We start from the raw sequence: 25,594 nt of genomic DNA, 5'->3' as shown, positions 1-25,594 counted from the left end.
GTATGAGGATGGAACTGAACAATGATCTTTGCCGGCAATTCGGCATTCGTTACCCTATTTTCCAGGCGGGTATGGCTGGCGGCCCTACGACGCCTGAACTTGTGGCCGCCGTATCGAATGCCGGCGGTCTCGGCACGCTGGGTGCGGCCTATATGGAGCCTGCGGCGATCCGCACAGCGATCGCGGATGTCCGCGGGCGGACATCCGCCCCGTTTGCGGTCAATCTGTTCACCGTCCCGATGGAAGACGACAATCGCCGGACCACCGAGGTCCAGCGTGTCCTCGATTCCATCCGGGACGGCCTGGGATTGCCGCCGGCCCCGCCCCAGGCGGTCCAAACGCCGGATCAATTGGAGCGGCAGTTTGCCGAAGTGCTCGAAGCCGGCGTTCCCGTGATCAGCACCGCCTTTGGCGTGCTGTCCCCGCGGCAAATGGAGCTGGCCAAGTCGGCAGGCATGAAGGTGGTCGCCATGGCGACCACCGTGGAGGAGGCGCTGGAAGCCGAGCGTGCCGGCTGTGATGCGGTCGTCGCGCAGGGAAGCGAGGCCGGCGGCCACCGCGGCACGTTCAACGTCGATGCTCACCCCATGGGGGCGAACATCGGTACCTTCGCCCTCGTGCCGCAGATTGCCGACCGGGTGTCCATCCCGGTCATCGCCGCCGGCGGCATCATGGACGGACGCGGCATGGTCGCCGCCATGGTTCTGGGGGCGCAGGCGGTCCAAATGGGCACCCGCTTCCTGACGGCGACTGAGTCCGGTGCGCATCCCGCCTATCAGGCGGCGCTGCTTGCCAGCACCGAAGAGAGCACGGTGCTGACCAAGGCCTTCTCGGGCCGGCCCGCCCGGGGCATCGCCAACGCCTTCGTCCGGGAGTGGAACCAGAGCGGCATGGAGCCGCTCCCGTTCCCGACGCAGAACACGGCGACCCGGGATATTCGTAACGCGGCCGCCCGGCAGAATCAAGCCGGCTACATGTCGCTATGGGCCGGGCAGGCGACAAGAATGCTGAAGACGGGCCAGAGCGCCGCAGACATCGTGGAGGAAACCGTCCGGCAGGCGCTCGAAATATTGAAGTCTTAGCTCTATCCCGAATAACGCGATTGTGGTGCAATGATGGACGTGGTGCTTTCCTATCAAAAAAACGCCTGGATCTAAGATCCGGCGTTTTTTTTGATTATAGAATGTATAAATTTTGAGCAGACCTGAACCATTCTATAATCGCAAGTAAAAACTTCAGATAAATGCGGTTTGTATTCTATGAATGTACGTCGATTTATTTTAAAATATTTGCTTCGAGGATCTCGCTCGCAAGATAATTTTCCGCTAAACGCGGTCTGTCTTCGATGAATGTACTTCGATAAACATTTATATTTTCCTCACCATCATCAGCTGAAGCAGGGTTACCGTGATCCAAACAGTGGCGAGCGCCAGCGGGATCAGTGCGATCACAGCCGTCCAGACCGGCAGCAGTGAGAACAGCAGCAGCCCTGACGTCACGAGCGCATATGGCGCAAGCAGCATCCGCACGGCCTTCTTCATGGAGCCCAGCTTCACCTCGTCCGCCCAAGGGAGCATGGTTACAAAACCTTCCTTCATAAAGGCCACTGTGTTCAAATACAGCCAGTAAGCCAGCAGCAGGTGAAGCGCAGCGTACACCAGGATCTTCACCCCGGGAGGCAGCGTCAACAGGATGGCCGCACTGAGCGACAAGACCTGCGCATATCCTTTAAGCTGCTTCGTCTGGCGCACATATGCCTTTACGCATGCCCCGGCCAGACGATGGACCGGCGTTTTCGACCGGAAAAGACGCTGGGACCTGCGGAAGATCCACGGGCTGCTGCGAATTTTCCGCGGCTTGTCCAAGGCGCTGCTCAGCACGAGTCCGGTCAGCTTGGTCCGCTGAACCAGCTCTTCCTGGAGATCGTTCGTAAATGTTCCGCGAATCCTCATCCGCACCTGAAGCAGCAGCACGTTGATCACCGCAAGCAGGGTGGAAGCGGCAGTCAGCCAGGACGGGCTGTCTATCCACCATACCGACAACACGACGTATGCTGCGGCCGGAAGCACTGCCATGGGCAGGTACAGCAGCCATCTCCGCCAGCCGTGAGCCCGGATCCGAGCAAAATGCTTCAGCCAGACCATCAGGCCGCCGGCTGTCACCGTGAAAAGCAGCCACCAACCGGCAGCATCCAGGCTGATCCCATACCTGCGGACCATAAAGGGAAGCACCAGCAGAAAGCCCCCTCCCGCCTTCAGGGCTGTGGCGATCATGCTGTAAATGCCTCCCCTCAGCATCAGCCCGCGAAGCCACCGTACACGCTGATGAATGAAGAGGACATCGGCCTCGCGGACCATGAGGAACATTTTGCCCGCCGATAGCCACAATAACAGAAATACAGGAATAACGCCGAATATCATATGGCTGCTCCACTGCGGGAGCGGCTCCTTCCATAAACCGTAATACAGCCTCCCCCCCAGCAGCGCGCCCGGAATCAGCATATACAGGAGCACCGTCCAATCCGCCACCGACCGGATGACGGCCATGGTTTCCTTCCAGTGGGTCCGGAGCCGATGCCAGAACAATCTCCCAGGGGTTGGGTAGGCATAACCGGTATCGCTTGAATCCGCCATGTTGATCTCCTTTCCATAGAGCCGGCCTGTCTGCGAAGAAACTCCCGGCCTTCTCGTTCCGCCCCAAAATTGGGCTCATCGAAGTATCCGGCCTCAGGTCAGGGCATCAAAGCAGTCAAACAGCGAAGCGTCCGGCAGCCCGGCCGTCCTGCGGATATCCGTCAAATCCCCCCTGGCCACCATTTGCCCGCCGGAGATCATAACGAACGCATCGCAGATCCGCTCGGCCGTATCCAGTACATGGGTGGACATCAGCACCCCGGCGCCCCTCCCCCGCTCCTCTTCCAGGAGCCGCAGGAAATCCTTGGTCGCCCGCGGATCCAGGCCGATGAAGGGCTCGTCCACGATATAAATATCGGGTTCCGCGAGAAATCCGAGCATCAGCATCATTTTCTGCTTCATCCCTTTGGAAAAACCCGCCGGGAGCTGATGCTTCACCCCGCTCATGCCGAACTGGGCCAGCAGCTCCTCCGCATGGCGTACAAAAGCATCGTAATCCAGTTCATAGGCGGCCGCAGCCAAATCGAGATGTTCCCAGAGCGTCAAGTCGTCGTAAAATACCGGCTGCTCAGGGATATAGGCATACCGCCCGCTTTCCCCTCCAATCGTTACGGACGCCTTGGAGTACTTCAGCAGACCGAGCAGCGTCTTCAGCGTCGTGCTTTTTCCGGCACCGTTCGGGCCGATGACACCCAGAAGCTCGCCGGGCGCCACTTGAAAGGAAACGTCCCAAATGCGCGGCTGTCCTTCCTCATACCCCGCTTCCTCGATATGCACATCGAGCACAGGCAGCAAAGGCTTCATGATCCACCTCCAGCAAAAATAATCCGTTTCAGCCCTAGCGTCATGTATATCAACAAAGGCCACCAAAACCATATGGATCGGAACGGCTTGCGTCCCGACCCTGCATCATCATTTAACTATATGAAAAGTTCATCCGATAATCCATACTTCCCGGGACTGAAATCCGTCCGCAGCCGGCGGGCTTATTTAAAAAACTGGACCAGCGTTCCGCCGCCGCCATCCGCCTTCACTTCGGCATAAGCGCCGTTCACCAGCGTCATTTGCGGCGGCACGTGACCGCAGTCGATATCGTAAATGACCGGTACGCCCAGTTCTTCCGACAGCTCCTGGTATACATCCTCCACCGTGTATCCTTCCATTGGACGGTTGGCCGCACTCCGGCCGAACATCAGCCCGGAGCAGCCTTCGAACCAGCCGGCATACTTCATCTGTACGAGGGACCTGCGCAAATCGGCCGTGTTCAGCTCGCAATTCTCCAAATACCAGAGGAGGGGTTCGCCCGGAATATGGCACTTCCGGAATGCTCCCACGTCCCCGTAAGGCGTGCCGATCAAATGGCGGATGATGTCGACGCATCCCCCGAGCAGCCGGCCCTGAAGCGACTCCGGCCCGCCTGAAACGGTCTTCCACACCGTCGGCTCCGTCAGATGGAAGACGCACGGACTCGGATCGTCGTGCCGCCACTCCTTTTGGTAATTGGCCGATGCCTGCTGCGCAATCCGATCGCCCGGCTTGGCCGTCAGCACGGCCTCCCACATGGCCGAGGTATCATCCGAATCCGTTCCCCGCAGATCGACGAAATTGAGCCCGTGAGCGGTGGCGATTCCGGTCTTCAAAGTGATGGCGAGAAGAAGAACGCTGAGGTCCGAATAGCCGAGAATCCATTTCCGCGGCATGCGGTCAAAGTCCACCCGATCCAATATCTCGATAAGCAGTTCCCCGCCCCACGGAGGAATGATCGCACCGATTCGGGGATCCCCGAGCATCTCGTTCAGCTCCTCGGCACGGACCTTGGCCGGGGCGGACTTGGCCTTGTGCTGCGTCCAGACCGTCTCGCCGACGCGTACACGATAGCCCCTCTCCTCCATACGGCTGACGGCCGTACGGAACATGTCGTGCAGACCGGGCTCTACGCCCGAGGAGGGAGCCGTCACACCGACGACAGCCCCTTTTTCCATTCGCGGATATTGAATCACTGCCGCATCCCCCCATCAGATTTTTCCATTATCTTACTAGAAAAGAACGGCTGGAACAATGACGGTGTTACGGTATTCGTGTCCCCCGAGTTCTCCTGTGGACGACTTGTTCACATACAAAAACAAGGATTCTCCGGACATCGAAGAATCCTTGCTGCGGCAGCATCGCTATGAGGTTTTATCCATTCGGCCTTTCCGCACGCCTTCCTTCTCGTCCTCCGGACCGGCCGATGGAACCGTATTTCGCAGTCCGAGCACGATCAGAAGGCTTACGACAGCGATGACAGCCATCACGACATACAGGGAATGGAGGCTCCCCTCAAGAATATGCCTCAGCTCGCTCCACAACTCCTTGGGAAGCGAAGCGCTTCCTTCCGGAGTCAACAGCTGGTTCACCTCTTCTTGGCTGACCCGCTCCAGCCCGGGAGTATCGGCGAGCCGCCCGGCCAGCGTCAAGTTGATCAGCGATCCAAAGACGGCGACGCCAACCGTCTGGCCCAGCGACCGGATAAAGGTATTCAGCGCCGTCGACGCGCCGCGAAGCGAGTAACCGACCGAAGACTGTGCAATAATCGTGAATACCGTGTTGGAATATCCGAAGCCAAGGCCGTAGATAAAGGTGAAAATCAAAATCACATAATGCGGCGTCCCCTCACTGATCCAGGCTAATCCGAGAGCCCCAATCACAATGCCGGCCAGGCCGATCAGCGTCGTTTTCCGCGAACCGGCGGTAAGAATGAGCCGGCTCCCCGCTACGGAGCCGAACAGCCAGCCGATCGACATCGGCGCCATCGTCAGCCCGGACATCGTCGCATTTTTCCCCATGACCCCTTGAATCCAGAGCGGCGTATACGTCGTGAGGCCGATCAGCAGCGCGCTGGTCAGCATGGCGGCGACGGTTGACACGGAAATGTCGCGGATCCTAAACAGCTTCAGCGGCAGCATCGGCTCCTTCGCCCGGGCTTCCACCACGATAAAGGCTGCCAGGAAAATCAGGGCAAAAACGATGCAGAGCACGATCCACACCGAAGACCAGGCAAAAAACTGCCCGCCGGTCGCCAGTGCAAACAGCAGTGCCGTCATCCCCACCGTAAACGTTCCGGCACCCGCAAAATCGACATGCGTTTCGGCACGCTCCTGCCGCTGCTCGTGGAAATGGCGGGCGATCATCCACATGGAAAGCAGCCCGAACGGCACGTTAAAGCCGAAAATCCAGCGCCAATTCAAATAGTCAACAAAGTATCCGCCGATTAACGGCCCGATCAGGGAGGCGATGCCCCAGACCGAGCTGATCAGTCCCTGGATTTTGGCGCGTTCTTCAATCCGGTAGACGTCCCCGATAATCGTAAAGGTGACCGGAATGACTGCCCCCGCTCCGATGCCCTGAATGGCCCGGAAGGCGATCAGCTGTCCCATGCTTTGCGAGAAACCGCACAGCAGCGATCCCAGGACAAACAGCAGCGACCCGATTTGAAATACCGGTTTGCGGCCGTACAAGTCGCTGATTTTTCCGAAAATCGGAGTGGATACGGCCATGGTCAGCAGGTAGGCGGTAAAAATCCAGCTGAGAAGCTTCATGCCGCCAAAGCTGCTGATGATCGCCGGACCGGCCGGTCCCGTTACGGTTCCTTCGATGGCCGACAGGAACGTGGATACGAGGATTCCGGCCAGAATCCAGTTCCGGCTCTGCTTTCCAGGCAAATGTTCAGATCGATTCACGATGTTTGTATCCTTTCTCCCATTGTGACAAAGTTTCCTTATAACGAAACATATCCACCCAGTACACGAAAAATGGCCTCTGGCAAGAGACCGCTTTTCAGACTGGGCGGATGCATAAGGTTTATGAAAATTTAAGGGCATGAAATTTCAGGCAAAGCCGATCATTCGACCATCGTCAACTGAAAAGCTCCCTGCCTAAAAGCGTGCTTGCATGAGTTCATGACTCCGACCCAGCTGCCGGTAATCTTCGACCATTCCATGATTGAGCCGGAGCACGAAAGAAGCATCCTCCTCCACCAGACGGGGGTCGTGGGTAATCATGAGCAGGGCGGCGCCCTGTGCGGCGGCGCCCCGGCATAGCTTCAGCAGCCGCTGCGCGGCGCGGTAATCGATGCCCGAAGTGGGCTCATCGAGAATGTAGAGCGCTTTCGGCTGGATCAGCTGGCCGATGACGCTGAGCAGCTTCTTCTCACCCTGGCTGAGCAGATAAGGGGAGTCCTGACGACGCCCGCTCAGCCCGGCAGCCGCAAGCAATGCCTCGGCTGCTTCGGTCTGCTCAGGCGTCAGTTCAGTTTGCCGCCGGCGCCAGCCGCTTCGAATCCGCAGGCTGTATACGAGCTCATCCCACACCGTATGCTCCACGAATTGATGCTCCGGCTGCTGGAACACGTATCCGATGTCCCGGGCCAGCTGATGAACCGGCATGCCGGATACATCCCGGCCCTTCCAATATACCGAACGGGCAGGAACCGGGAGCAGGCCCATCAGGAGCCGGGTGAGCGTCGTTTTGCCCGACCCGTTCTCACCGGTCAGCATGCCCCATGCTCCCGGATGCATCGCGAACGAAACGTCCCGGAGCGCCTCCTGCCCTCCGGGGTAGGTGTAGCTGAGGTTCCGGACCTCGAGCAGCGGTCCGGAAGCCGGGGCGCCGCCAGGAGAATCGTTCCCTGGCGGCCTCTTCGCCGGCGCCGTTACCATGCCGGCGCTCTGCAGGGTCCCGGTGGCCGGCTCCGCTGCATGCGCGCCGGCTTCCGGGACCCCGCGGCGGCCACCCGCCGGGCCGCCGGCTTCCGCTGCCCCCTCCCACGGGGGCAGCACGCCGAGCTGCGCCAGCCGGTCCCGGCTGGTGCGCAGCAGCTCCTGCGGCGCTCCGTCCAGCAGGACTGCGCCGCCGTCCAGGACGATGACGCGCTCCGCAGCGCGCGCGGCATCGTCGAAGCGGCCGGACACCGTGACGACGGTCCGGCCCTCGGCGTGCAGCCTGCGGCAGAGCTGCACGAACTGCGCCTGCGCCGCGGGGTCGAGGCTGGCGGATGCGTCGTCGAAGACGATCATCCGCGGAGACAGCGACAGCACCGCGGCAATGGCGGTGCGCTGGCGCTGTCCGCCGGACAGCTCGCGCACCGGGGAGCGGCGGCGGGCGGTCAGGTTCACCGCCGCCAGCGCTTCTTCCACGCGGGATTCGATCTCCGCAGGCGGCACGCGGAGATTTTCAGGCCCGAACGCAGCCTCATCCTCGACGACGCCCCTCACCAGCTGGGCGTCGGGATCCTGAAACACGATGCCCGCGACCTTGGCGATCTCAGCGATCGGGGCCTCAGCCGGGTCAATCGCGTCCAGCTGAACCTTCCCTTCCCGGCGGCCGCCTCCGCTGCGCGGAAGATAGCCGCTAAGCAGCTGGCACAGGGTAGACTTGCCGCTGCCGCCCGGTCCGATCACTGCCGTAAACTGTCCGGCCGGAATCGTGAGCGACACACCGTGGAGTGCAGGCTGCTCCACATCTTCGTACCAATAAGAAAGCTCCATCAGCTCAATGGAAGTTCCCTGCATCCGCAGAAGCCTTTCTGCCAATGGCAAAACGTTTAAGCAGTCCGCTCCGCTGAAGCATATCCCCGAGCACCTTGGTGAGCAAGCCGCACAGCACGATGCCGCTGATGATCCGCACCACCATCGTTACTGCCAGCACTTGAAAGCTCCAAGACGTATACCCGAACATGTTCGCCGCGCAAATGAACCAGATCGGCACCATCGCACCGCCGACCAGCATCATCGCACCGGCATTCCAGCGTTTGTAGCGCAGCAGAAAAAATACGGCCTCCGCCACAACCAGATAGCACAGCGCCGCCACGATGCTCGCCGCGATCCCGTACGTATTGCCTACGAAGCACTGGATCGCGCCGCCGATTCCGTATGTAATCGCCGCGGTTCCCGGCTTGCGGATAATGTAATAGGCCAGCAGGCCGTACACCATGTACACGCCGACGATGGTGGAGGTCGCCACGGGCCCGCCCAGGCTGTTCAGCATTTTATTAATGTAAGATAAATAAAAGGTCAATACCGCGTTCGCTGTGGCCAGCATCGCCATCAGCACGATGTCCAGCGTCGTAAACGGGACAACACGTCTCTTTGATTGTGATAAAGTTTCCATCTCACGTCAACTCCTAATCAGGAAAATGGTGGGATTTTTCACCCCTGAGGAGGCATCGCAGGTTTCCTGCGTCATGGCCATGCCTCCCTGCTATTGTGCATGATCGGATTTGAAACGTCAACCAAAAAATAAATTACAGGTTAACAATATGGATATACCACCACAACGCCGCGGTGATCAGCACGGTCCCCACCGCCGTGATTTGCCCGGCAGGCGACGGCTTCTGCTCCCGTAAAAATGTCCGCTCGGGGTAGGCGCCAAAGCCCTTGGCTTCCATCGCTCCCGCAGTCTGCTGAATCCGGCGCACAGCATTATGCAGTATGGCGGACACAAACACCTTCCACCAGCCTAACCGCTGCTTGATTCCCTTAGGGCGGGCCGCTCCCCTGACCTGATGGGCAGCCGAGATGCTTCTCCCTTCTTCCTGAAGCAAAGGCAAAAATGTGAGCGCCATCGAAATGCCGAAGGCGAACCGGTAAGGAACCTTCAACCGCCGGGTTAACGCGGTGACGAGATCGCCGGGATCGGTTGTGACCATGTACACAAAGGATGAGAGAAACACCGTAAACATGCGCAGCGTCACCGAACCGGCCGCATCGGCTCCCTCCGTCGTGATGTGCAGCACGCCGAACTGCCAGATCGTTTGGCTGCCGGGTACGGTCAGCAGGGTCAGTACAAAGTAGGGAACCGCAAAACCGATCAGGAACGCCATCGCCGTCCACTGCCTTCTCCAGCTGACCCCGCCTGCCATTCGGGCCAAAAATGAAGCCGCCAGAAGCAGCAATGCCTGGCCTCCCGATGTGTGCAGACGCATCGTCAGCACGGCGATGCAGAGCAGAACCACGAGCTTGCTGAGCGGATCGATGCGGTGCAGCGGCGAGCCTCCCCCTTGATACGATATGATCATCGTTTATTCGCTCCTCCTTGTTCTAAACTCTAAACCTTGTTATACTCTCGCCTGCTCCCACTCTTCGCGCAGCAGCGAATGGAGCAGCGCATCGTGAAAACCTGAAGCGGTATGGCGGTACTGTCTCAGCCGTCCTTCGGCCGTGAATCCAAGGGACCCGAACAGACGGACGGCTCGCTCATTCCGCGGATTCGTCAGCGCTTCAATCCGGTTGAGGCCCATGGTCCGGTAGCCGAACCCGAGCATGAGGCCGATCGCCTCGCGCATGTAACCCTTTCCCCAATGGGTTCTCGCAAGCTCGCAGCCGATTTCTCCCCGGTAGGCCCCCTCCAGCTGCCACCAATTATAACCGCAGCTGCCGATGATCCCGGCCTCCGGCAGGAGAATGCCCCAGCGAAGCCCATCCTCGGTGGCGGACAGACGGTTCAGCAGCCGGATGAGCTCCGCCGCCGCCGATTCGTCAGGCAGGTCCGGAAGATCCGAGTACTTCCGCACCTCCTCGTCGGTCCAGAGCGCATACAGCGCCGGGGCGTCGCTTTCCTGAAGCGGACGCAGCCGGATCCGCTGCCCTTCAAGCGCGGGAATATGCCCGCTGCATTGATAGCTCATCCAAACGCCCCCTTCGTGTACTTTGCAATATTATCAATGTACAACGCCTGCCCCCTGCAGCACAAGAGCGCCCTCTCTCCCGTTTTTTGGGATAGATCGCAAAAAACACCCCGGCGCTAGCCCCCTCCGTAAGGAGGGCTGCAGCCGGAGTGCTTGTCCATCGCCGAATGATACATCCTTATTGCTGTGCTTCCGTTCTTCCCATCAGCAGGAATGCGATGATGAAAATAAAAGCGATCAATGCGAGAAGCGGGATCGTAATAAAACCAAACCAGTTCAAATAATCAAAATTGCAAGGAATGCCTACCTTGCACGGCAGTGCATTGGCAAGAGCCGGAATCTTCTGCTCCGCATAATGATAGATCGAGATGCAGCCGCCGATCGCGCTGAGGGTCACCGCATAAGGAATGATTTTACGGTCATTTTTATAGCTGGCGATTCCGAGCAGAATCACTTCCGGATACATGAATATCCGCTGGAACCAGCACAGCCTGCACGGTTCATAGTGCATGACTTCGCTTAAATACAGGCTGCCTCCCGTGGCGATAAGGGACACGATCCAGGCAAAATACAGGCTGTAGGGCTTGATGAACGCAATGAAACGGTTGCCTTCCATCCGAAACTCCCCTTACTTGTCGGTATCAGCCGACTTTTTATCCAGATAGCTCTTGAGTGCGGTGTAATCGAGCGAGACATTCTCCGCTACCTTCTCGCCGTTCACGTACAGCGTTGGCGTGCTGTTCACGCCAAGCTTGTTGCCCGTAGCCATATGGCTGTCCACTTCATCCTGGTACGTCTTCTCCTCGATATCCTTGCTGAGCTGATCGTAATCCACCTTAATGTTATTGTCGCGGGCCAGCTTCACCAGAAACTCCGGCGTAGCCCACTCGGTTTTTTCGTCCTGCTGGTTATCGAAGAGTACGTGGTAATACTTCCAGAATTCGTCCTTGTTCTGATGGAATACCGATTGCGCGGCCAATGCAGCCGTGTTGGAGTCGGCATTCGGACTGATGATAAGGTAATTCATGAAATACAGGGCGGCTTTACCCGAATCGATAAAATCCTTCTGCAGGCTCGGCTCAATGTCCTGACTGAAATACTGGCAGGCAGGGCACTTATAGTCGCCCATCTCCACGATCTTGATCGGGGCTTCCGGATTTCCCAGCACCGGGAGCGAGCTGTAATCAAACGATGCTTCCTTGGATTGCGGCCGAATGAACACCAGCAGCAGGACCAGCACGACGATACATGCACCTGTAATCCACATGATCTGCTTCATGCGTTTCTCCTGTGCTGCCCGCTGGGCTTTACGTTGGGCCACGGCGTTGACTTGTTTCTTCTTCGGTTTCACGAAGCCTGACGTCTCCTTTCCTGTGAACTAAAGCTGAGGCGCCTTGGCATTTGGGTCTTTAGTTCTTCCTTAATGTAAGTTACTTAACACTTCTTCTCTAGGTTATTCTAGCATCTCCCCCCGCCGATGACCAGAAAGAACCGCTTCCAAAACCGGTCAAATCGGGAATTGTTAAATAAATTGTAACAAAATCAATTACATGACAGCCCGTAGTGACTTTTTTCATGAAAATATGAGTTGACTTGAAACGTTCCGGTGATACTACTTTTACCTTAAATGTATGAAAAGAAGGGGGGAATATCTTATGGAGTGGCAGACTGCCGTTATTGTCGTTTTTGCCGCTGTCCTGGCCGCGATCGTAATAACGCGTTACGCCTTTTATCAAATGACGCAGATGAAAGCTCTCACGTACGAGCAGACCTTTCAAGCCATGGAGCAGGTCGGGCTGTTCAAGCAGGACTACTTTGAGTCGCTGCCCAAGGAGGAGGTTCAAATTACGAGCTATGACGGGCTGAAGCTGAACGGCATGCTCATACCGCACCCGTCGGGCTCCAACCGTTTTGTCATTCTGGTCCATGGATATACTGCCTCGCTTCCGGCATCGATTCCCTTTATGGACATTTTCCGGGATGATGGGTTCAACACGCTTCTGATCGACCTGCGCCGGCACGGAAAAAGCGAAGGCAAATATACGACCTACGGGTTCCACGAAAAGCACGACATTGATTCCTGGATCCGGTGGATCCGCGCCACGTACGGCAGCGACTCGGTCGTCGGCCTGCATGGCATGTCGCTTGGTGGAGGCACCGTGCTGGAATACCTGTCGCTGCCTCACACGGACGCCGCCTTTGTTATCGCCGACTGCCCTTATTCCGATCTGAAGCGCCTGATGCATCACCAAATGCAGGCGTTGAACCGTATTCCCGCTGCCGTTTTCCTTCCGCTCGTCGACCGCAGGCTGTTCCGGAAAGCCGGTTTTACGCTGAATCAGGTCAGCCCCGTCCGATCCGCCCGGTACAGCCCCGTTCCCATCATGTTTATACATGGTACGCGGGACCGCTATATCCCGACGGAGATGAGCGAGGAACTGTTTGCCGCCAAGGAGGGAATGAAACGGCTTCTTCTCGTTGAGGGAGCCTCACACGGCAATGCGCTGGGAGTCAATCCCGAACTGTATAAAAAAGTCGTGCAGGAATTTGTCCGCGACGTGATGGAAGGAGCCGTACCCGTCCGGCAGCCGGAGCAGGCCGAGGAGCTTGTGGAAGCGCCTGTGCAGACGGGGCTTCCCCAGCCGGAATTTAATATGTAAGACATCCAGCGCCAATTCACTAACATTCCGTACAACCCAAAAAGCCCCTTGGACTCCGGACTCTTCTCCTTGGACCAAGGGGCTCTTTCTATTTTCTGAACATGAAGCCAGCCTTATCGCATCCTGTACTGCTTGCTCTCCTCTGCCGCGATGTCTTCCCGGATGCTCATTTTCTCCGCGTTGTAGTGACTGATCGCCTGGTTTAATCCCTTCAGGTCGTATACGGAAATATCCAGTTCGTTGAGCGCATCCACGTCCGATCTCAGGCGGTCCCTCAAATCCGTCAGCCTGCGGATATGGGACTGCGCGAATTGTCCCGCTCTTTCCTCCGTCAATTCCGAGGATTTCTCGGCTACCAGGGCGCCGTTGACCTTAACCAATTCATCCGACAGCGTATGCTTCAAACGACTCAGCCGGCGCTTCAGACGCGCACCAATCATGACATATATGGCAAATCCGAACAAAAGAATCGCCAGGGCATAAGACAACCAATACCATGCTCCGTGCGCACTGTGCTCAGCTTCAGCATCGGGCAGCTCTGCCGCCAGCAACCGCTGCAGCACCGGGCTTGTCATCCAAACCGTAATCAGCCATTTATGCATATTCATTCCCTCCATTCTACGATGCGGTAACGATTCTTGGTGGCAGGAAGTTGATCTTGGAAGTCCGGGCGTTAAGCGCCGGCATTCGCCCTCTCCGTTTCTTCAAGTGGTGCCAGCACTTCCCCGCACAGCTTCTGGAGCATGACCTGAATTTCCTTGAACTCCCCAATTCCCGTTCCGGTCAAGCTGTATTCATCACCGTGGGCCGTTAGAAAGTTCAATTCGGTCAGGCGCTCCAGCTGCTGCTTCACTTCCCGTTCCCCCACCTTATAGCCGTGCGCCTCGAGCACGGGCTGCATATCACGGATGGTCAAGTCATGGTGATGGGCATGGTAAAGCATGTGGATACTCATGAATAAATTTTGTACGTCTGCACGCATAGATTCCTCTCCTTCCGGCGAACGCCTGTAAAAATGAGCCTATCATTACCATTGTTTACCCTTCTTCCGCTGCCGGGAAACAATACCGATCCCCGCTAAGCCGTGCCGGACGCCGGAAACGGCAGGCTTTGCAGGAATTGACCTTAACTTTGAGAGGGAGGAATTTTACTTGACGTGGGAGGAATTCCTGTATACTATCTTTTATAATTAACCAACGGTTAAAAGACAGAAAAGAGGTGGATCGTCATGTTTCAAGCCCTTCCCTACGAAGGAAACCGGAATGACCAATTTGCAGCCGTTCTCGAACAGCTTAAGTCGCTCATCCATGATGAGCCCAGCTCCATTGCCAATCTAGCCAATGCCTCGGCCCTGCTGAACAGCTTCCTCCCTGACATAAATTGGGTGGGTTTCTATCTTTTTGATGGAACTGAGCTGGTTCTCGGACCGTTTCAAGGCCTCCCGGCCTGCATCCGCATTCCTTTGGCTAAAGGGGTATGCGGTACAGCGGCAGCCGAGCGGAGAACGATTGTGGTCGATGACGTGCATGAGTTTCCCGGGCATATCGCCTGCGATGCCGCCTCGAACAGCGAAATCGTCGTTCCGCTGGTCCAAGGTGAGCGCCTGATCGGCGTACTCGATATCGACAGCCCACTGAAGGGGCGGTTTGACCAAGATGAGCGGCAGTTTCTCGAACAGTTTGCCGGTATTTTGACGGCACAGCTGTAATATAGGATCCTGGAAAAAAAACAAAGCGGTCTTCCGCATATCATGCGGAAGACCGCTTTTCTCCATTCCTGCATGACCGGACGAAACGGCCGATGTCGCCATTAATTAGATGCCGCGGGCTCAAATTCCCGGAACCGGCACGATCGAATGAACGGATGCTCCTGCTCCCATATACAGGCAAAAGCCCGCCCGGCCAATCCTTGGCCAGGCGGGCTTTCTTTATCATTTTTCATAAACCTCACTTCAACTCGCGCTCGGCGAATAGGATCATCCCGTCCCGTAAAAAAACGGGGAGCTGCGGATGGTATGCCGTAAACAGCTGCTGGTGTTCGGTCTGTTCCACATACAGATTTCCCAATCCGATATACACCATCGCCGACGGCGTATAATAACGGCTCATCCATTCATAGTGCCTGCGGATGATCTGCTGAACCTGCGGAGCACCCGGGTGATGGCCTTCCTCGATGGCCGCCTTTAAGTCCCTGTTAATCTGGTCGATTTCCCGCTGGGACCGCAGGTAGTCTTCCTTGGTCCACAGCTGCATTTTCTGCTTGCTCTCCTGCGATTCGGATTCGCCGCCCAGCTGGGTCAGCACGTCCTGCTCGGTCTCACTGGATCCGGCCGGGCCTGAGTCCCGGCCTCTGTTGTCTGGTTCCATCGTTTCTCCCTCCACTTGACTTGCTGATCTATATCTTTTTGCCGCATGGTCTGTACGATTGATGTCGGGTCTTGTCACCTTCCAATTACCCGTTTCGCAGGAATTTAACCGTCGCCGGGAGGGCATTTGTCCGCATTTTTTAACATTTATTTCTGCCGCAATTCGATTCACAATTTAGGTCTTTGAGTCGGGGTCGCGAATGATGGACAGCCCTTCGACATGTTTGCGCTGCATCAGCTTGCTCTTCTTCCGGTTCTCCTTGGACTCAAAAATAATGTCGAAATCGTAGTCCTCAGGATACAGCTCGCTCTTCTCAATAAACAGCTTGAGCCGCTTCTGGTTGATCCGGATCTTCTCCTTCTGAATCATGACCCCTACCATGCCCATGGCATCTTCCGGCTCGTAGACGATACCCGTTCGCCCATAGGAGCTGACGTATACCGCGTCTCCTATCTGAAGCTTGCGGGCAGACTCGGCGGGTACTTGCTCCTGCTCCTCATCCGCCTGATCACGGTCCTTTTCTCCATCGCCTGGACGGGCTTCAGCCGGGTCGAAGGACGGATTCGTCTCTTCTATCGGCTCAGACGCCGCGTGCACAACGGGGTGTTCCTCGGCTGCATCGGGCTGCAGGGCAGGCAGCGGCTTCTGCCGCTGCAAAATTTCCTGCGACCGCTCGATAATGCCTGCCGTCATCCCCAGCTTTGTGGCGATTTGAATCGCGTAGCTCTGTCCCGCCTCCCCGATCGTCAGCCGGTAAAGCGGCTCCAGCGTCTCGACATCGAACTCCATCCGGGCATTCTGGAAGCCCGGCGTCCGTGCCGCAAACGTCTTCAGCTCATTAAAATGCGTCGTGACCATGATCATGGCGCCTCTGCGGCTGAGCTCCTCCAGAATGGCGATTGACAGGGACATCCCTTCGCCCGGATCCGTTCCGGCCGCCAGCTCGTCGATCAGCAGCAGGGTGTGGCGGTCCGCCGCATCCACCATCCCGATCAGGCGCTTAATTTGGGCGGAAAAGGTGCTGAGCGACTGCTCAATGCTCTGTCCGTCCCCGATGGCCGACAGCACTTTGGTAAATACGGTGAACGTGCTGTCCTCCTCCACCGGCACGAGCAGACCCGACTGCACCATCAGGGTGAGAAGCCCCAGCGTTTTGAGCGCCACCGTCTTGCCGCCGGTATTCGGCCCGGTAATGATCAGCGAGCGGTAACCGCCGCCCAGTTCCAGCTGCAGCGGCACCATCGTCTTCAGCATGAACGGATGCCGTGCTCCGCTTACCTGAATGCGCCCGCTGTCGCTAAGAAGAACATGGTTCCCGCCCAAAGTGCGGCTGTATTTCGCTTTGGCAAAAATAAAATCGTACGTCCCCGTAATATCGATGTTCAGCAGCAGATCCGCCGAAGCCGCCTCAAGCAGCCCGGTCAACGCGCTCAGCACGATGCCTTCCTCCCGGGCCTCATCCGCTTCGAGCATGCCAAGCTCGCTTTGAAGATGGGCGACTTCCTCCGGCTCCACAAAGACGGTCTGCCCGCTCGTCGACTGGTCGAGCACCGAGCCCTTGATCGTTTTGTGATACTCCCGTTTGACCGGAATGACGTACCGGCCGCCCCGGACACTGACCAGGTTTTCCTGCAAAATCGAGCCGTGCCTCGACAGAATTGCGGCGATCTTTTTCTGAATGCGCTCCTTCACGATGGCGATCTTCTTGCGGACGCGCTCCAGGTTTTTGCTGGCTTGGTCGTCCACCCGGCCAAACCGGATGCAGCGCTCGATTTCGCTCTTCAGCTTCGCCAGCTCCTGCATCGAGGCAGCATACGAGCTGATAACCGGCGCAATGTCGCGCTTCCCGGCCATGTACTTACGCAGCTGCCCGCAGCTGTGCAAGAACGTCTGCACCGCGGTGAAATCCTGCTCGTCGAACAGGTACCCCGTATGCAGCAGGGAGACGATCCGGTCGATCCCTTCCAAGGATGGCAGCGGGACACTGGCGCCTTTATCCAGCAGCGCCTTGGCTTCGGCCGTCTCATCCAGCGCCCTGCGGACTGCATTGACCGTCGTCAGCGGCTCCAATTCATCGATATGCCTGCGTCCTTCGTACGAAACCGCATAGTCCCTTAACATTTCCTTCATTTTGTCGTATTCCAGCATGATCATCGTCGTTTGATCCATCGCTTGATTCATCCTCCTGTTTCTTTTTATGACTTCCTATGGCAACGCAAAAAGGGGCAGAGAATACGCGCATGCGATTCCTGCCCCTGGTCTGCCGGACTGCCTTTGTCTCCTGCCTTTGCGGTACGCAAAAAAACCGTGCTGCAAAGAGCACGGTCCTGTATGCCGGAGGGCCAGCCGCCCAAAAGGCGGCGGCCCGTACCCGGCATGACAACGGTCGAGCGGCCAACGCTCCACCGATTCGGATCACAAAGGTTTCAAACAGTCCGCAAGGGATTATCGTTTGATGCTTCGCGTGTTCTTAACTAGTTCCAAGACCGCATTCTGCAAAGAGGCGCATTGAAAGAAAGGGTGCCCTCCCGGGCATTCCTCGCCTGTCTTCACAGCATACAGCCGATATGGAGTTTGATTAGTTAAGAACAACCACCGTCATCAAAATCTCTCCCTTGTTATAGGATGAAGTAAATTTACCAAGTTTGCGCCATGAAGTCAAGGGGCGGATGTCTTCATCAGATACACTCTCGCCTCGTACGGCCTCAGCTTCAAATGGCCGAGGTCCTCCTCCCCCTTGATTGGGTAGTTGGAGACCAGCAGCTGCTTGGCCTCCGGAACGAGCTCCGCCGGAAGCTTCAACACCGGCTCCCCTCCGAAAAAGTTCAGGATGACCAGGAGACACTGGTCTTCCAGCGTCCGGGTATACACATACAGCTCTTTGTCGAGCGGAAGCAGCAGCTTGTATTCGCCGTACACGATGACTTCATGCTGCTTACGGAGGGCGATCAGCTTTTTATAGTAATGGTAGATCGAATCCGGATCCTTGATCGCATCCTCCACGTTGATCAGCGGATAATTCGAGTTCACCTCGATCCACGGCGTACCCCGTGTGAAGCCCGCATGCTCCCCATTGGTCCACTGCATCGGCGTCCGGGCGTTGTCCCGGCTTTTCATCCAAATCGCCTGCATGACCGTCTCTTCGGGCACGCTTTGATCCAGCTGCTCCTCGTAGTAATTCAGCGTTTCCACGTCCCGGTAATCGTCGATCGAGGCGAAGGCGATGTTCGTCATACCGATCTCCTCGCCCTGGTAAATATACGGCGTGCCTTCGAGCGTGTGCAGGAAGGTAGCCAGCATCTTCGCCGACTCCACCCGGTACTTCTGGTCGTCCCCGAACCGGGACACCGACCTCGGCTGGTCGTGATTGCATAGATAATTCGCGTTCCAGCCCTTATTGTGCAGCACCGTCTGCCATCCGCTGATGACCTTTTTCAGCTCCAGCAGGTTCCACGGACGGATATCCCACTTGCCGGAGCCGGAGGACCCCGCATCTAGCTGCATATGCTCAAACTGGAACACCATGTTCAGCTCGTTGCGCGTATCCCCGACATAGCTGAGCGCCTGTTCCGGACCCAGACCCGACGTCTCCCCGACGGTCATGATGTCATAGTGAAACAGTACCCGTTCGTACAGGTTGTTCAGCAGGGTGTGCACGTTTTCCAGGTTGGAAAACAGCTCATAGGCGCGTACCGTCGGCAGCTGGTCCGGGTTGTCCCCGTCCGGCAGGCCGACCGCTTTGACAATATGCGCGATCGCGTCGAACCGGAAGCCGTCCACACCCTTTTTGAGCCACCATTCCACCATTTCATGCATGCTGTCGATCACCTTCTGGTTTTCCCAGTTCAGGTCCGGCTGATGCTTGGAGTACAGATGCAGATAATACTCGCCTGTCTTCTCGTCGTATTCCCAGACCGAGCCGCTGAAATAGGATTCCCAGTTGTTTGGCGGATTTCCGTCTTTGCCTTTGCGCCATATATAATAATCCCGCTTCGGATTATCCTTGCTCGACCGTGATTCGATAAACCATGGGTGCTCGTCCGAGGTATGGTTCAGGACCAGGTCCATCATGATTCTGAGACCGCGCGCATGTGCCTCCCGCAGCAGACGGTCAAATTCCTCCATCGTGCCGAACTCGTCCATAATGTCGCAGTAGTCGCTGATATCGTACCCGTTATCGTGATTGGGGGACTTGTAGATCGGGCAGAACCAGATCACGTCCACCCCCAGGTCCTTCAAGTAATCCAGTCTCGATATAATGCCGAGCAGATCCCCCTTGCCGTCACCGTTCGTGTCAAGGAAGCTGATCGGATAGATTTGATAAACCACGGCTTCTTTCCACCATTTTTTGTTCATAACCTGCTCCTTACGTGCTCCATTTTGTGCCGGATATCCGACGGTTGTTTACAAGATCGCGCGAACACTTTATAATTATTGTAAACCGATTTCCGGTTTACCTTTCAGAATGAGAGCAAGTTTTTACATTTCAATTAAATAGAATTCATTTGGAGGAGCCTGCCATGTGCGGGCTCTTTTTGCCTTTTTTCCCCTCTCATTCGTTGTGCGAGTCCGCCATGCACTCTTCCTTCATCTTGGTTTAAAGGAGGATAGACACGTTAATTTGTAATCCCGGCAAAAAATGAAGAGATCTGGATAAGCTATACGACATGCCGATCTCTACTCAAAGAAACCTAACCCGGGCTGCATGATTCAGGATTCACACATATATTGGATGGGGAGGCACGCTATGGAACAGCAAGCTGTACTGGCTATTGGTATTTTTCTCATTGTTTATGCATTTATTATCGCGGAAAAAATTCACCGGACGATCGTGGCGATGATCGGCGGTGCGCTCATGGTCATTTTCGGCATCGTGAGCCAGGAAACCGCGATTCATCATATCGATTTCAACACGCTCGGCCTGCTCGTCGGCATGATGATCATCGTCAACATTACGGCCGAGACGGGACTATTCAAATTCATCGCCGTGTGGGCTGCGAAAAAGGCCAAGGGCCGGCCCGTCGCCATCATGGTGGCGCTGATCCTGATCACCGCGATCGGATCGGCGTTTCTCGACAACGTGACTACCGTTCTGCTCATGGTGCCTGTCACGCTCAGCATTACCCGGCAGCTGCGGGTGAACCCGACGCCGTTTCTGATCACCCAGATCATGGCGTCCAACGTCGGCGGTACCGCCACCCTGATCGGCGACCCGCCCAACATTATGATCGGCAGTGCAGTGAAGGAGCTGACCTTCGTCGCCTTCATCAACAACCTGATGCCGATTGCGGTGATCATTCTCGTCGTGTTCATTCCATTATTCATTCTCATGTTCCGCAAGCAGATCAAAACGACCCCGGAGCTGATGCAGAGCATTATGGATTTGGACGAAAAAGAGCTGCTTACCGACCGCAAGCTCCTGATCAAGTGCCTGACAGTGATGGGGCTGACGATCGTCGGCTTCTTCCTCCACCAGCTGGTTCACCTCGAGTCGGCCACCGTTGCCCTCGCCGGTGCGTTCCTGCTGCTCCTGCTGACGGGCGAGCATATGCTGGAGGAGGCTTTTGCCAAGGTGGAATGGCCGACGATCTTCTTCTTCGTGGGACTGTTCGTGCTGGTGGCCGGACTGATCGAAACCGGGGTCATCGCCACCCTGGCGGAGAAAGCCACCAACCTCACGGGCGGCGACGTCGCGGCGACGTCGATGCTTATCCTGTGGATGAGTGCGATCGCGTCCGCTTTTATCGACAACATTCCGTTTGTCGCGACCATGATCCCGATGATCCAGGACATGGGCAGCCTCGGCATCAGCAATTTGGAGCCGATCTGGTGGAGCTTGGCTCTGGGCGCCTGCCTGGGAGGCAACGGATCCCTGATCGGCGCGAGCGCCAACCTGATCGTGGCCGGTATGGCTGCCAAGGAAGGATATCCGATCAAATTCGCCCAGTTTCTGAAGCTCGGTTTTCCGATGATGCTGCTGTCCATCGTCCTGGCCAGCGCTTACGTGTATCTTCGGTATTTGATGTAACAGCCGAAGGCAGTTGGAGGCGTTGATGTTGATGATGATGTTGGTGGGGGCAGGCCGGCCCCCGAAAGCAGCGCAAATAGAACGTGCGAAGGAGGACACATTATGCTGGAGTATCGCTACGACCCGAGCATTATTCAGATTACGGAAAGCGTCAACGAACAGGACGCGGAGTTCCGCATCCGGCTGCTGCAGGAAGAGCCTTATTTGGACCGGCTCAAGCAGATCAGACGCTTTTTCGAAGACAATGATATCTACACTGACGCCCTGTTTTATGTCTACAAAAATCACGAGTACGGCGCAATCGTCCGGAAGGAATACTACGTCGACTTCGTGCTGGCACTGATGAAGCATCAGCTGCTTCAGAGCGTGGAGTGGAAGACTTCGCCAGAGAGCTCATAGCCCGCTGGTGGCGTCGCTGGTGACTTTGGGTGGTGGCGTTTTCCGTGACGTTCACCGCTACGTTACGTTTGGCAAATAAGAAGCCGCCCGGCTTGCTCCTCGGAGCAAAGACCGGCGGCTTCTTTTATCGCGCTTATGGTGTTGCGTCAACGGCTACTCCGCCAACTCAATGATCGAATCGTATTTCCGCTTCGTATCTGCCAGCCGGGTTTCGAGGCGTGAATACTCCTCCTCCAGTCGGCGGACAATCCGCTCGACCTCGGATATTTTCTCCTGCACCTCGTCCTGGGTGTCCCGGATTCTCCCCTGCACGAGCCAATCGGATATAAAGCCGTCGAAGAAATAATCGGAAAATTTCAGAAAGCTCCCGATCCCGATTTCGATATCCAGCGCCATTTGCACGTCCTTCAGCTCTTTGCCAAACCGGCGCAGGCTGAACTGCGCTGATTCAATGTTCTCCATCGCCTCATCGATGCGGCTGTGCTTCATATGCGTGGAGATCATACCGCCGCCGAGCATGTCGTAGGTGCCCCAATTTCCGGCCGAGCCCAAACTGTCATCCGCCCGCTCCAGATCCTCCAGTACGGCCTCGCCAGCGCGCACCGCTTCTTTCAATTCCTTGAGCTGGACCGACAGGTCGGCCTGCTGTTCGGCGAGTGCCGCCAGCCCGGCGTTGTTCTGTAAAATCACCTTTTCCTTCTCGTCCAGAATCTTCTCATATTCAAACTCCGCGTAACGAACCTCCTGAAACTTCCGCTCCAGCTCCTGCAGTTCGTTTTGGATATCTTCCACGCTGCGCGCGGCCATATCGTATTTCGCCTTGACCTCCAGCACTTCCAGCTGCTCCCGTTCCAGCTTCTCCTCTTTCCGGCCGATCATGCTGTAAAACAAACCGGAGAGCGAAGTCCCCGTCAGACGCTCCACGTCCTTCTCCTCATCGGCAAGCCTGAGCTTCCAGCGCTCGGCTTCGTCCTTCTGCTCTCCCTGCTCCCGCGACAGTTCCTCCATCCGGTGTTCATACTTCGTTTTGTTCCGGATGTCCTCTTTCAGCTTGGTCAACTGACGGTTGGCTTCTTCAAACATAACATTCCCTCCGTTTCCAGTCTGCGATCTGTTGTTATATGTAATAAACGTCATAGCAAGCCGCGAAGTTTCATGGAATGTTCAGCATGATGCAAAAGCCATACGTAACCCCAGCAGCTCCCAAAGTGGATTTTATCCGCAAAAATCGCTATGATTAAACCAGATTGCACAAAGGAGTGAACCTCAATTTCATGAAACTGAAGACATTCACGCTTCCGCTCGTGCTCGTGCTGACAGCGGCGCTTGCGCTTGGCGGATGCGGCAAGAAAAACAGCGACGAGGACGCATCGAAGGACACATCCGGAGGACAAACGACAGAGCAGACGACGGATCAGACTTCCGGCAATTCGTCATCGTCCGATACGGCTGGATCGGATTCCACTACGGACGGTTCGACCTCGGCCTCCGGTCAGCAGCAGAAGAGCTGGACAAGCCCGCCTGCCATGCAGATCGACCAGAACAAAAAGTACGAGGCTGAAGTCAAAACGTCCAAAGGCACGTTTACAATCGAGCTGTTCGCCAAGGACGCACCGAAGACGGTCAACAACTTCGTGTTCCTGTCCAAGGAAGGCTTTTACAACGGGGTCGTGTTCCACCGGATTATCGAAACGTTCATGGTACAGACCGGCGACCCGACCGGAACAGGCTCCGGCGGACCGGGATATTCTTTCGAGGATGAGAAAACGAATTATAAATACGAGCCGGGCATCGTCGCCATGGCGAACGCCGGTCCGGATACGAACGGCAGCCAGTTCTTTATCTGCACCGGCGCGGACAGCGATTACCTGAACCAACAGCCGAACTACACCATTTTTGGCAAGGTTACGAAGGGTATGGATGTCGTGATGCAGATCGCCAAAACACCGGTCACCGTCGGACCTAGCGGCGAGGAAAGCACCCCGACCGAAAAAGTTACGATCGACGGCGTCACGATTACCGAGAAATAAGCCTGTGCGAAGCCGCTCGCTTGTACGGCGCAGCACATCATGATACAGTAAAGAACCGTTCACCCCAGAGGGTGGACGGTTCTTTTTTTGGCGTGCTAAATCTTCTGTCCGGGTCATGCATCAGCAGGCTTGTTCATATTTTAAATTAAACACGAACAAGCCCTGCGGCTTTGATCGAATTCACCGGTATGCACTCGGGTGAAACCCAAGGTATCTCAGCCGCTGGCAGCAGGAGGCCTACGTGAACGCAATGATTCTGGGAAGCCTCGCGACTTCCCTATGTACGGCGGCGGGAGCCCTTCCCGCCCTGCTGTTTTCAAATATCAGCCACCGGGGCAGAGACAGCCTGCTCGCTTTCACGGCAGGAATCATGGTCGCCGCCTCAACGTACGGGCTGATCCCGTCCTCCCTCAAGCTGTCGAACCTTTGGGTGCTGTCCGTCGGCATTCTTCTAGGCACGGTGACTTTGACCTTGATGGAGCTGCTCATCCCTCACACGGACCCGGTCCATGATATCAAGCGGAGCAACAGCACACAGACGGGATCCTGGATGTTTCTGTCGGCCATGGCGCTGCATAATTTACCCGAAGGGCTGTCGGTCGGCGTCAGCTACGGCAGTCCTAACCAGGAGCTGGGGACGATCGTTGCGCTGAGCATCGGACTGCAAAACATCCCCGAGGGCTTTTTGACCGCGCTCTACCTCGTTACGCACGGCATGCGAAGGCGGTACGCCTTCCTTCTCACCGCGCTGACGGGCGGGCTGGAGTTCCTCTCCTGCTGGGCCGGGCTGAAATTCACCGCTTCCTTCGCCGGTATCGTCCCGTACGGGTTGGCCTTTGCCGCCGGTGCCATGCTGTTCGTCGTATACAAAGAACTCATCCCGGAAAGCCATGGAGACGGCAACGAGCGGGCTTCGACCTTTTCCTTCATCTTTGGGCTGCTCTCCATGATCGCCATGACGCATATGCTGGGGTAAGGGACCGGAATGCACTCTCCTGGAAAATAGAACAATACAAACAACCCTAAGAGACTGCTACGCCACCTACACGCGGTGGAAGCAGTCTCTCGTTTTGTTGCGTGGATTTTATCCCCTGATCAGCAGCAGCACTGTTCTCCTCTTCGCCATCGCCTACCACACGGGGCGCAGTGGGTGCTGTAGTTCCTCTTCGTTGACGTTTTCGATAATATGCTTCAAATCCTGCTGCAGCGTCTTCATATGGTCGCTCCCGATCATCCGGGCCCAGCGCTGCTCAATCTCCTTGTAGATGTTCTCTTTCGTCCGTACCAGCGACCAGCCGCGTTCAGTCAGGACGACCATCTTGCCCCGGCCGTCGGACGGGTGGGGTTTGCGCGCGACATAGCCGCATTCCTCCAGGTAGTCAAGCATTTGGCTGACCGCCTGCTTCGATATGCCCAGGTGCGCCACGAGCGTCTTGGCCGTCGCCCCATCCGGCATCAAGCCCTGGAACAAAAAGCTGTGCGCCGGCCGCACATCGCCGAACCCCGCCTCCTTCAGGCGGTTATGAAGCTCCTGGTTCATCGCGCTGAAGGAGAGCGATAACAGGGAAGCCAAATCTTGATTATATGGGAACGTTTTGAACATGGTTGTACAACTCCTTGCTGTCTTAAAGGAATAAATTGGTCAGTTAGATTGACTTCAAAGCATTTTCATTATACCGTTCCCGAGATGCGTGAATCAAATTCCGAGAAGTGGCACCGCTTCCATCATGAAACAGGCTCTGGGCGCAACTTCCGCCGGCCCGGAAACGTCTGGTAGGTAACGCCGATTTTTCCACTTTTTAGCGCAAGAAGTGC

At 56.5% G+C, this 25,594-nt stretch carries 24 protein-coding genes; 7 read left to right on the top strand and 17 right to left on the bottom strand.

Translation table 11 applies throughout. The features are described 5' to 3' along the window. Positions 1-2 precede the first annotated feature (2 nt). Positions 3-1,082 (top strand): NAD(P)H-dependent flavin oxidoreductase, encoded by a 1,080-nt coding sequence (locus tag FHS19_RS25105; RefSeq protein WP_183584492.1) that lies wholly within the window; start codon positions 3-5, stop codon positions 1,080-1,082. A 285-nt stretch (positions 1,083-1,367) separates the two neighbouring features. Here FHS19_RS25105 and FHS19_RS25100 read toward each other — a convergent pair whose 3' ends face one another. The 10 genes from FHS19_RS25100 to FHS19_RS25055 all read right to left on the bottom strand — a co-directional run bounded on the left by FHS19_RS25100 (position 1,368) and on the right by FHS19_RS25055 (position 11,647). Next, positions 1,368-2,633, bottom strand: coding sequence for an ABC transporter permease (locus tag FHS19_RS25100; RefSeq protein WP_183584491.1), 1,266 nt, complete (start codon positions 2,631-2,633; stop codon positions 1,368-1,370). Between the two features lie 93 nt (positions 2,634-2,726). Further along, complete coding sequence (locus FHS19_RS25095; RefSeq protein ID WP_183584490.1) at positions 2,727-3,437, bottom strand: ABC transporter ATP-binding protein; 711 nt, start codon at positions 3,435-3,437, stop codon at positions 2,727-2,729. A 182-nt stretch (positions 3,438-3,619) separates the two neighbouring features. Beyond that, the gene (locus FHS19_RS25090) at positions 3,620-4,633 is read right to left on the bottom strand and encodes a S66 family peptidase (protein WP_183584489.1); all 1,014 of its coding nucleotides are present in this window, start codon (positions 4,631-4,633) and stop codon (positions 3,620-3,622) included. A 168-nt stretch (positions 4,634-4,801) separates the two neighbouring features. Further along, complete coding sequence (locus FHS19_RS25085; RefSeq protein ID WP_312887328.1) at positions 4,802-6,352, bottom strand: MDR family MFS transporter; 1,551 nt, start codon at positions 6,350-6,352, stop codon at positions 4,802-4,804. A gap of 195 nt (positions 6,353-6,547) precedes the next feature. Beyond that, positions 6,548-8,182, bottom strand: coding sequence for an ABC transporter ATP-binding protein (locus FHS19_RS25080; protein ID WP_183584487.1), 1,635 nt, complete (start codon positions 8,180-8,182; stop codon positions 6,548-6,550). Further along, positions 8,163-8,780 carry an ECF transporter S component gene (locus FHS19_RS25075; RefSeq protein WP_183584486.1) on the bottom strand — a complete coding sequence of 206 codons (618 nt, stop codon included), beginning with the start codon at positions 8,778-8,780 and terminating at the stop codon, positions 8,163-8,165. Before FHS19_RS25075 ends, FHS19_RS25080 begins: the two co-directional genes overlap by 20 nt. Before the next feature lie 133 nt (positions 8,781-8,913). Further along, on the bottom strand, positions 8,914-9,687 hold the full coding sequence (locus tag FHS19_RS25070) for an energy-coupling factor transporter transmembrane component T family protein (protein WP_183584485.1): 774 nt from the start codon (positions 9,685-9,687) through the stop codon (positions 8,914-8,916). 39 nt (positions 9,688-9,726) lie between these two features. Next, positions 9,727-10,296: a GNAT family N-acetyltransferase gene (locus tag FHS19_RS25065; protein ID WP_183584484.1), complete on the bottom strand. Its 570-nt coding sequence runs from the start codon at positions 10,294-10,296 to the stop codon at positions 9,727-9,729. A gap of 178 nt (positions 10,297-10,474) precedes the next feature. Beyond that, positions 10,475-10,912, bottom strand: a complete 438-nt coding sequence (locus tag FHS19_RS25060; RefSeq protein WP_076175915.1) for a disulfide oxidoreductase — start codon at positions 10,910-10,912, stop codon at positions 10,475-10,477. Between the two features lie 12 nt (positions 10,913-10,924). Beyond that, complete coding sequence (locus tag FHS19_RS25055; RefSeq protein ID WP_312887327.1) at positions 10,925-11,647, bottom strand: thioredoxin domain-containing protein; 723 nt, start codon at positions 11,645-11,647, stop codon at positions 10,925-10,927. Positions 11,648-11,951: 304 nt separating this feature from the next. On the opposite strand from FHS19_RS25055, the gene FHS19_RS25050 reads away from it, so the two are divergent. Then, complete coding sequence (locus tag FHS19_RS25050; RefSeq protein WP_183584483.1) at positions 11,952-12,956, top strand: alpha/beta hydrolase; 1,005 nt, start codon at positions 11,952-11,954, stop codon at positions 12,954-12,956. A gap of 113 nt (positions 12,957-13,069) precedes the next feature. On the opposite strand, the gene FHS19_RS25045 is transcribed toward FHS19_RS25050, so the two are convergent. Together FHS19_RS25045 and FHS19_RS25040 are read right to left on the bottom strand one after the other, a co-directional pair. Continuing rightward, entirely contained in the window at positions 13,070-13,558 is a 489-nt protein-coding gene (locus FHS19_RS25045) for a hypothetical protein (RefSeq protein WP_183584482.1), read from the bottom strand. Positions 13,559-13,629: 71 nt separating this feature from the next. Then, positions 13,630-13,938 (bottom strand): hypothetical protein, encoded by a 309-nt coding sequence (locus tag FHS19_RS25040; RefSeq protein WP_183584481.1) that lies wholly within the window; start codon positions 13,936-13,938, stop codon positions 13,630-13,632. A 246-nt stretch (positions 13,939-14,184) separates the two neighbouring features. On the opposite strand from FHS19_RS25040, the gene msrC reads away from it, so the two are divergent. Next, positions 14,185-14,664 (top strand): free L-methionine (R)-S-oxide reductase MsrC, encoded by a 480-nt coding sequence (gene msrC, locus FHS19_RS25035; RefSeq protein WP_183584480.1) that lies wholly within the window; start codon positions 14,185-14,187, stop codon positions 14,662-14,664. Positions 14,665-14,902: 238 nt separating this feature from the next. On the opposite strand, the gene FHS19_RS25030 is transcribed toward msrC, so the two are convergent. The 3 genes from FHS19_RS25030 to FHS19_RS25020 all read right to left on the bottom strand — a co-directional run bounded on the left by FHS19_RS25030 (position 14,903) and on the right by FHS19_RS25020 (position 19,678). After that, complete coding sequence (locus tag FHS19_RS25030) at positions 14,903-15,322, bottom strand: TipAS antibiotic-recognition domain-containing protein (protein ID WP_183584479.1); 420 nt, start codon at positions 15,320-15,322, stop codon at positions 14,903-14,905. Positions 15,323-15,496: 174 nt separating this feature from the next. Continuing rightward, entirely contained in the window at positions 15,497-17,491 is a 1,995-nt protein-coding gene (locus FHS19_RS25025; protein ID WP_183584478.1) for an endonuclease MutS2, read from the bottom strand. 489 nt (positions 17,492-17,980) lie between these two features. Beyond that, entirely contained in the window at positions 17,981-19,678 is a 1,698-nt protein-coding gene (locus FHS19_RS25020) for a glycoside hydrolase family 13 protein (RefSeq protein ID WP_183584477.1), read from the bottom strand. A gap of 376 nt (positions 19,679-20,054) precedes the next feature. On the opposite strand from FHS19_RS25020, the gene FHS19_RS25015 reads away from it, so the two are divergent. Next, positions 20,055-21,350, top strand: coding sequence for an ArsB/NhaD family transporter (locus FHS19_RS25015; protein WP_376771959.1), 1,296 nt, complete (start codon positions 20,055-20,057; stop codon positions 21,348-21,350). Between the two features lie 102 nt (positions 21,351-21,452). After that, on the top strand, positions 21,453-21,749 hold the full coding sequence (locus FHS19_RS25010; protein ID WP_183584475.1) for a hypothetical protein: 297 nt from the start codon (positions 21,453-21,455) through the stop codon (positions 21,747-21,749). Between the two features lie 153 nt (positions 21,750-21,902). Here the strand turns inward: FHS19_RS25010 and FHS19_RS25005 are convergent, their stop codons facing one another. Next, a complete protein-coding gene (locus FHS19_RS25005) occupies positions 21,903-22,832 on the bottom strand; it encodes a coiled-coil domain-containing protein (RefSeq protein WP_183584474.1) in 930 nt (309 codons plus the stop codon). Between the two features lie 191 nt (positions 22,833-23,023). Between FHS19_RS25005 and FHS19_RS25000 the strand changes: the two genes are divergently transcribed. Then, entirely contained in the window at positions 23,024-23,779 is a 756-nt protein-coding gene (locus tag FHS19_RS25000) for a peptidylprolyl isomerase (protein ID WP_183584473.1), read from the top strand. A 241-nt stretch (positions 23,780-24,020) separates the two neighbouring features. Beyond that, positions 24,021-24,755, top strand: coding sequence for a ZIP family metal transporter (locus FHS19_RS24995; protein ID WP_183584472.1), 735 nt, complete (start codon positions 24,021-24,023; stop codon positions 24,753-24,755). A gap of 153 nt (positions 24,756-24,908) precedes the next feature. On the opposite strand, the gene FHS19_RS24990 is transcribed toward FHS19_RS24995, so the two are convergent. Further along, on the bottom strand, positions 24,909-25,382 hold the full coding sequence (locus tag FHS19_RS24990; RefSeq protein ID WP_183584471.1) for a MarR family winged helix-turn-helix transcriptional regulator: 474 nt from the start codon (positions 25,380-25,382) through the stop codon (positions 24,909-24,911). Positions 25,383-25,594: the final 212 nt, after the last annotated feature.

Origin of the sequence: Paenibacillus rhizosphaerae (assembly GCF_014192015.1) — a bacterium.
Classification (GTDB): Bacteria; Bacillota; Bacilli; order Paenibacillales; family Paenibacillaceae; genus Paenibacillus_AQ; species Paenibacillus_AQ rhizosphaerae.
This window is presented reverse-complemented; position numbering and strand designations above follow the sequence as displayed.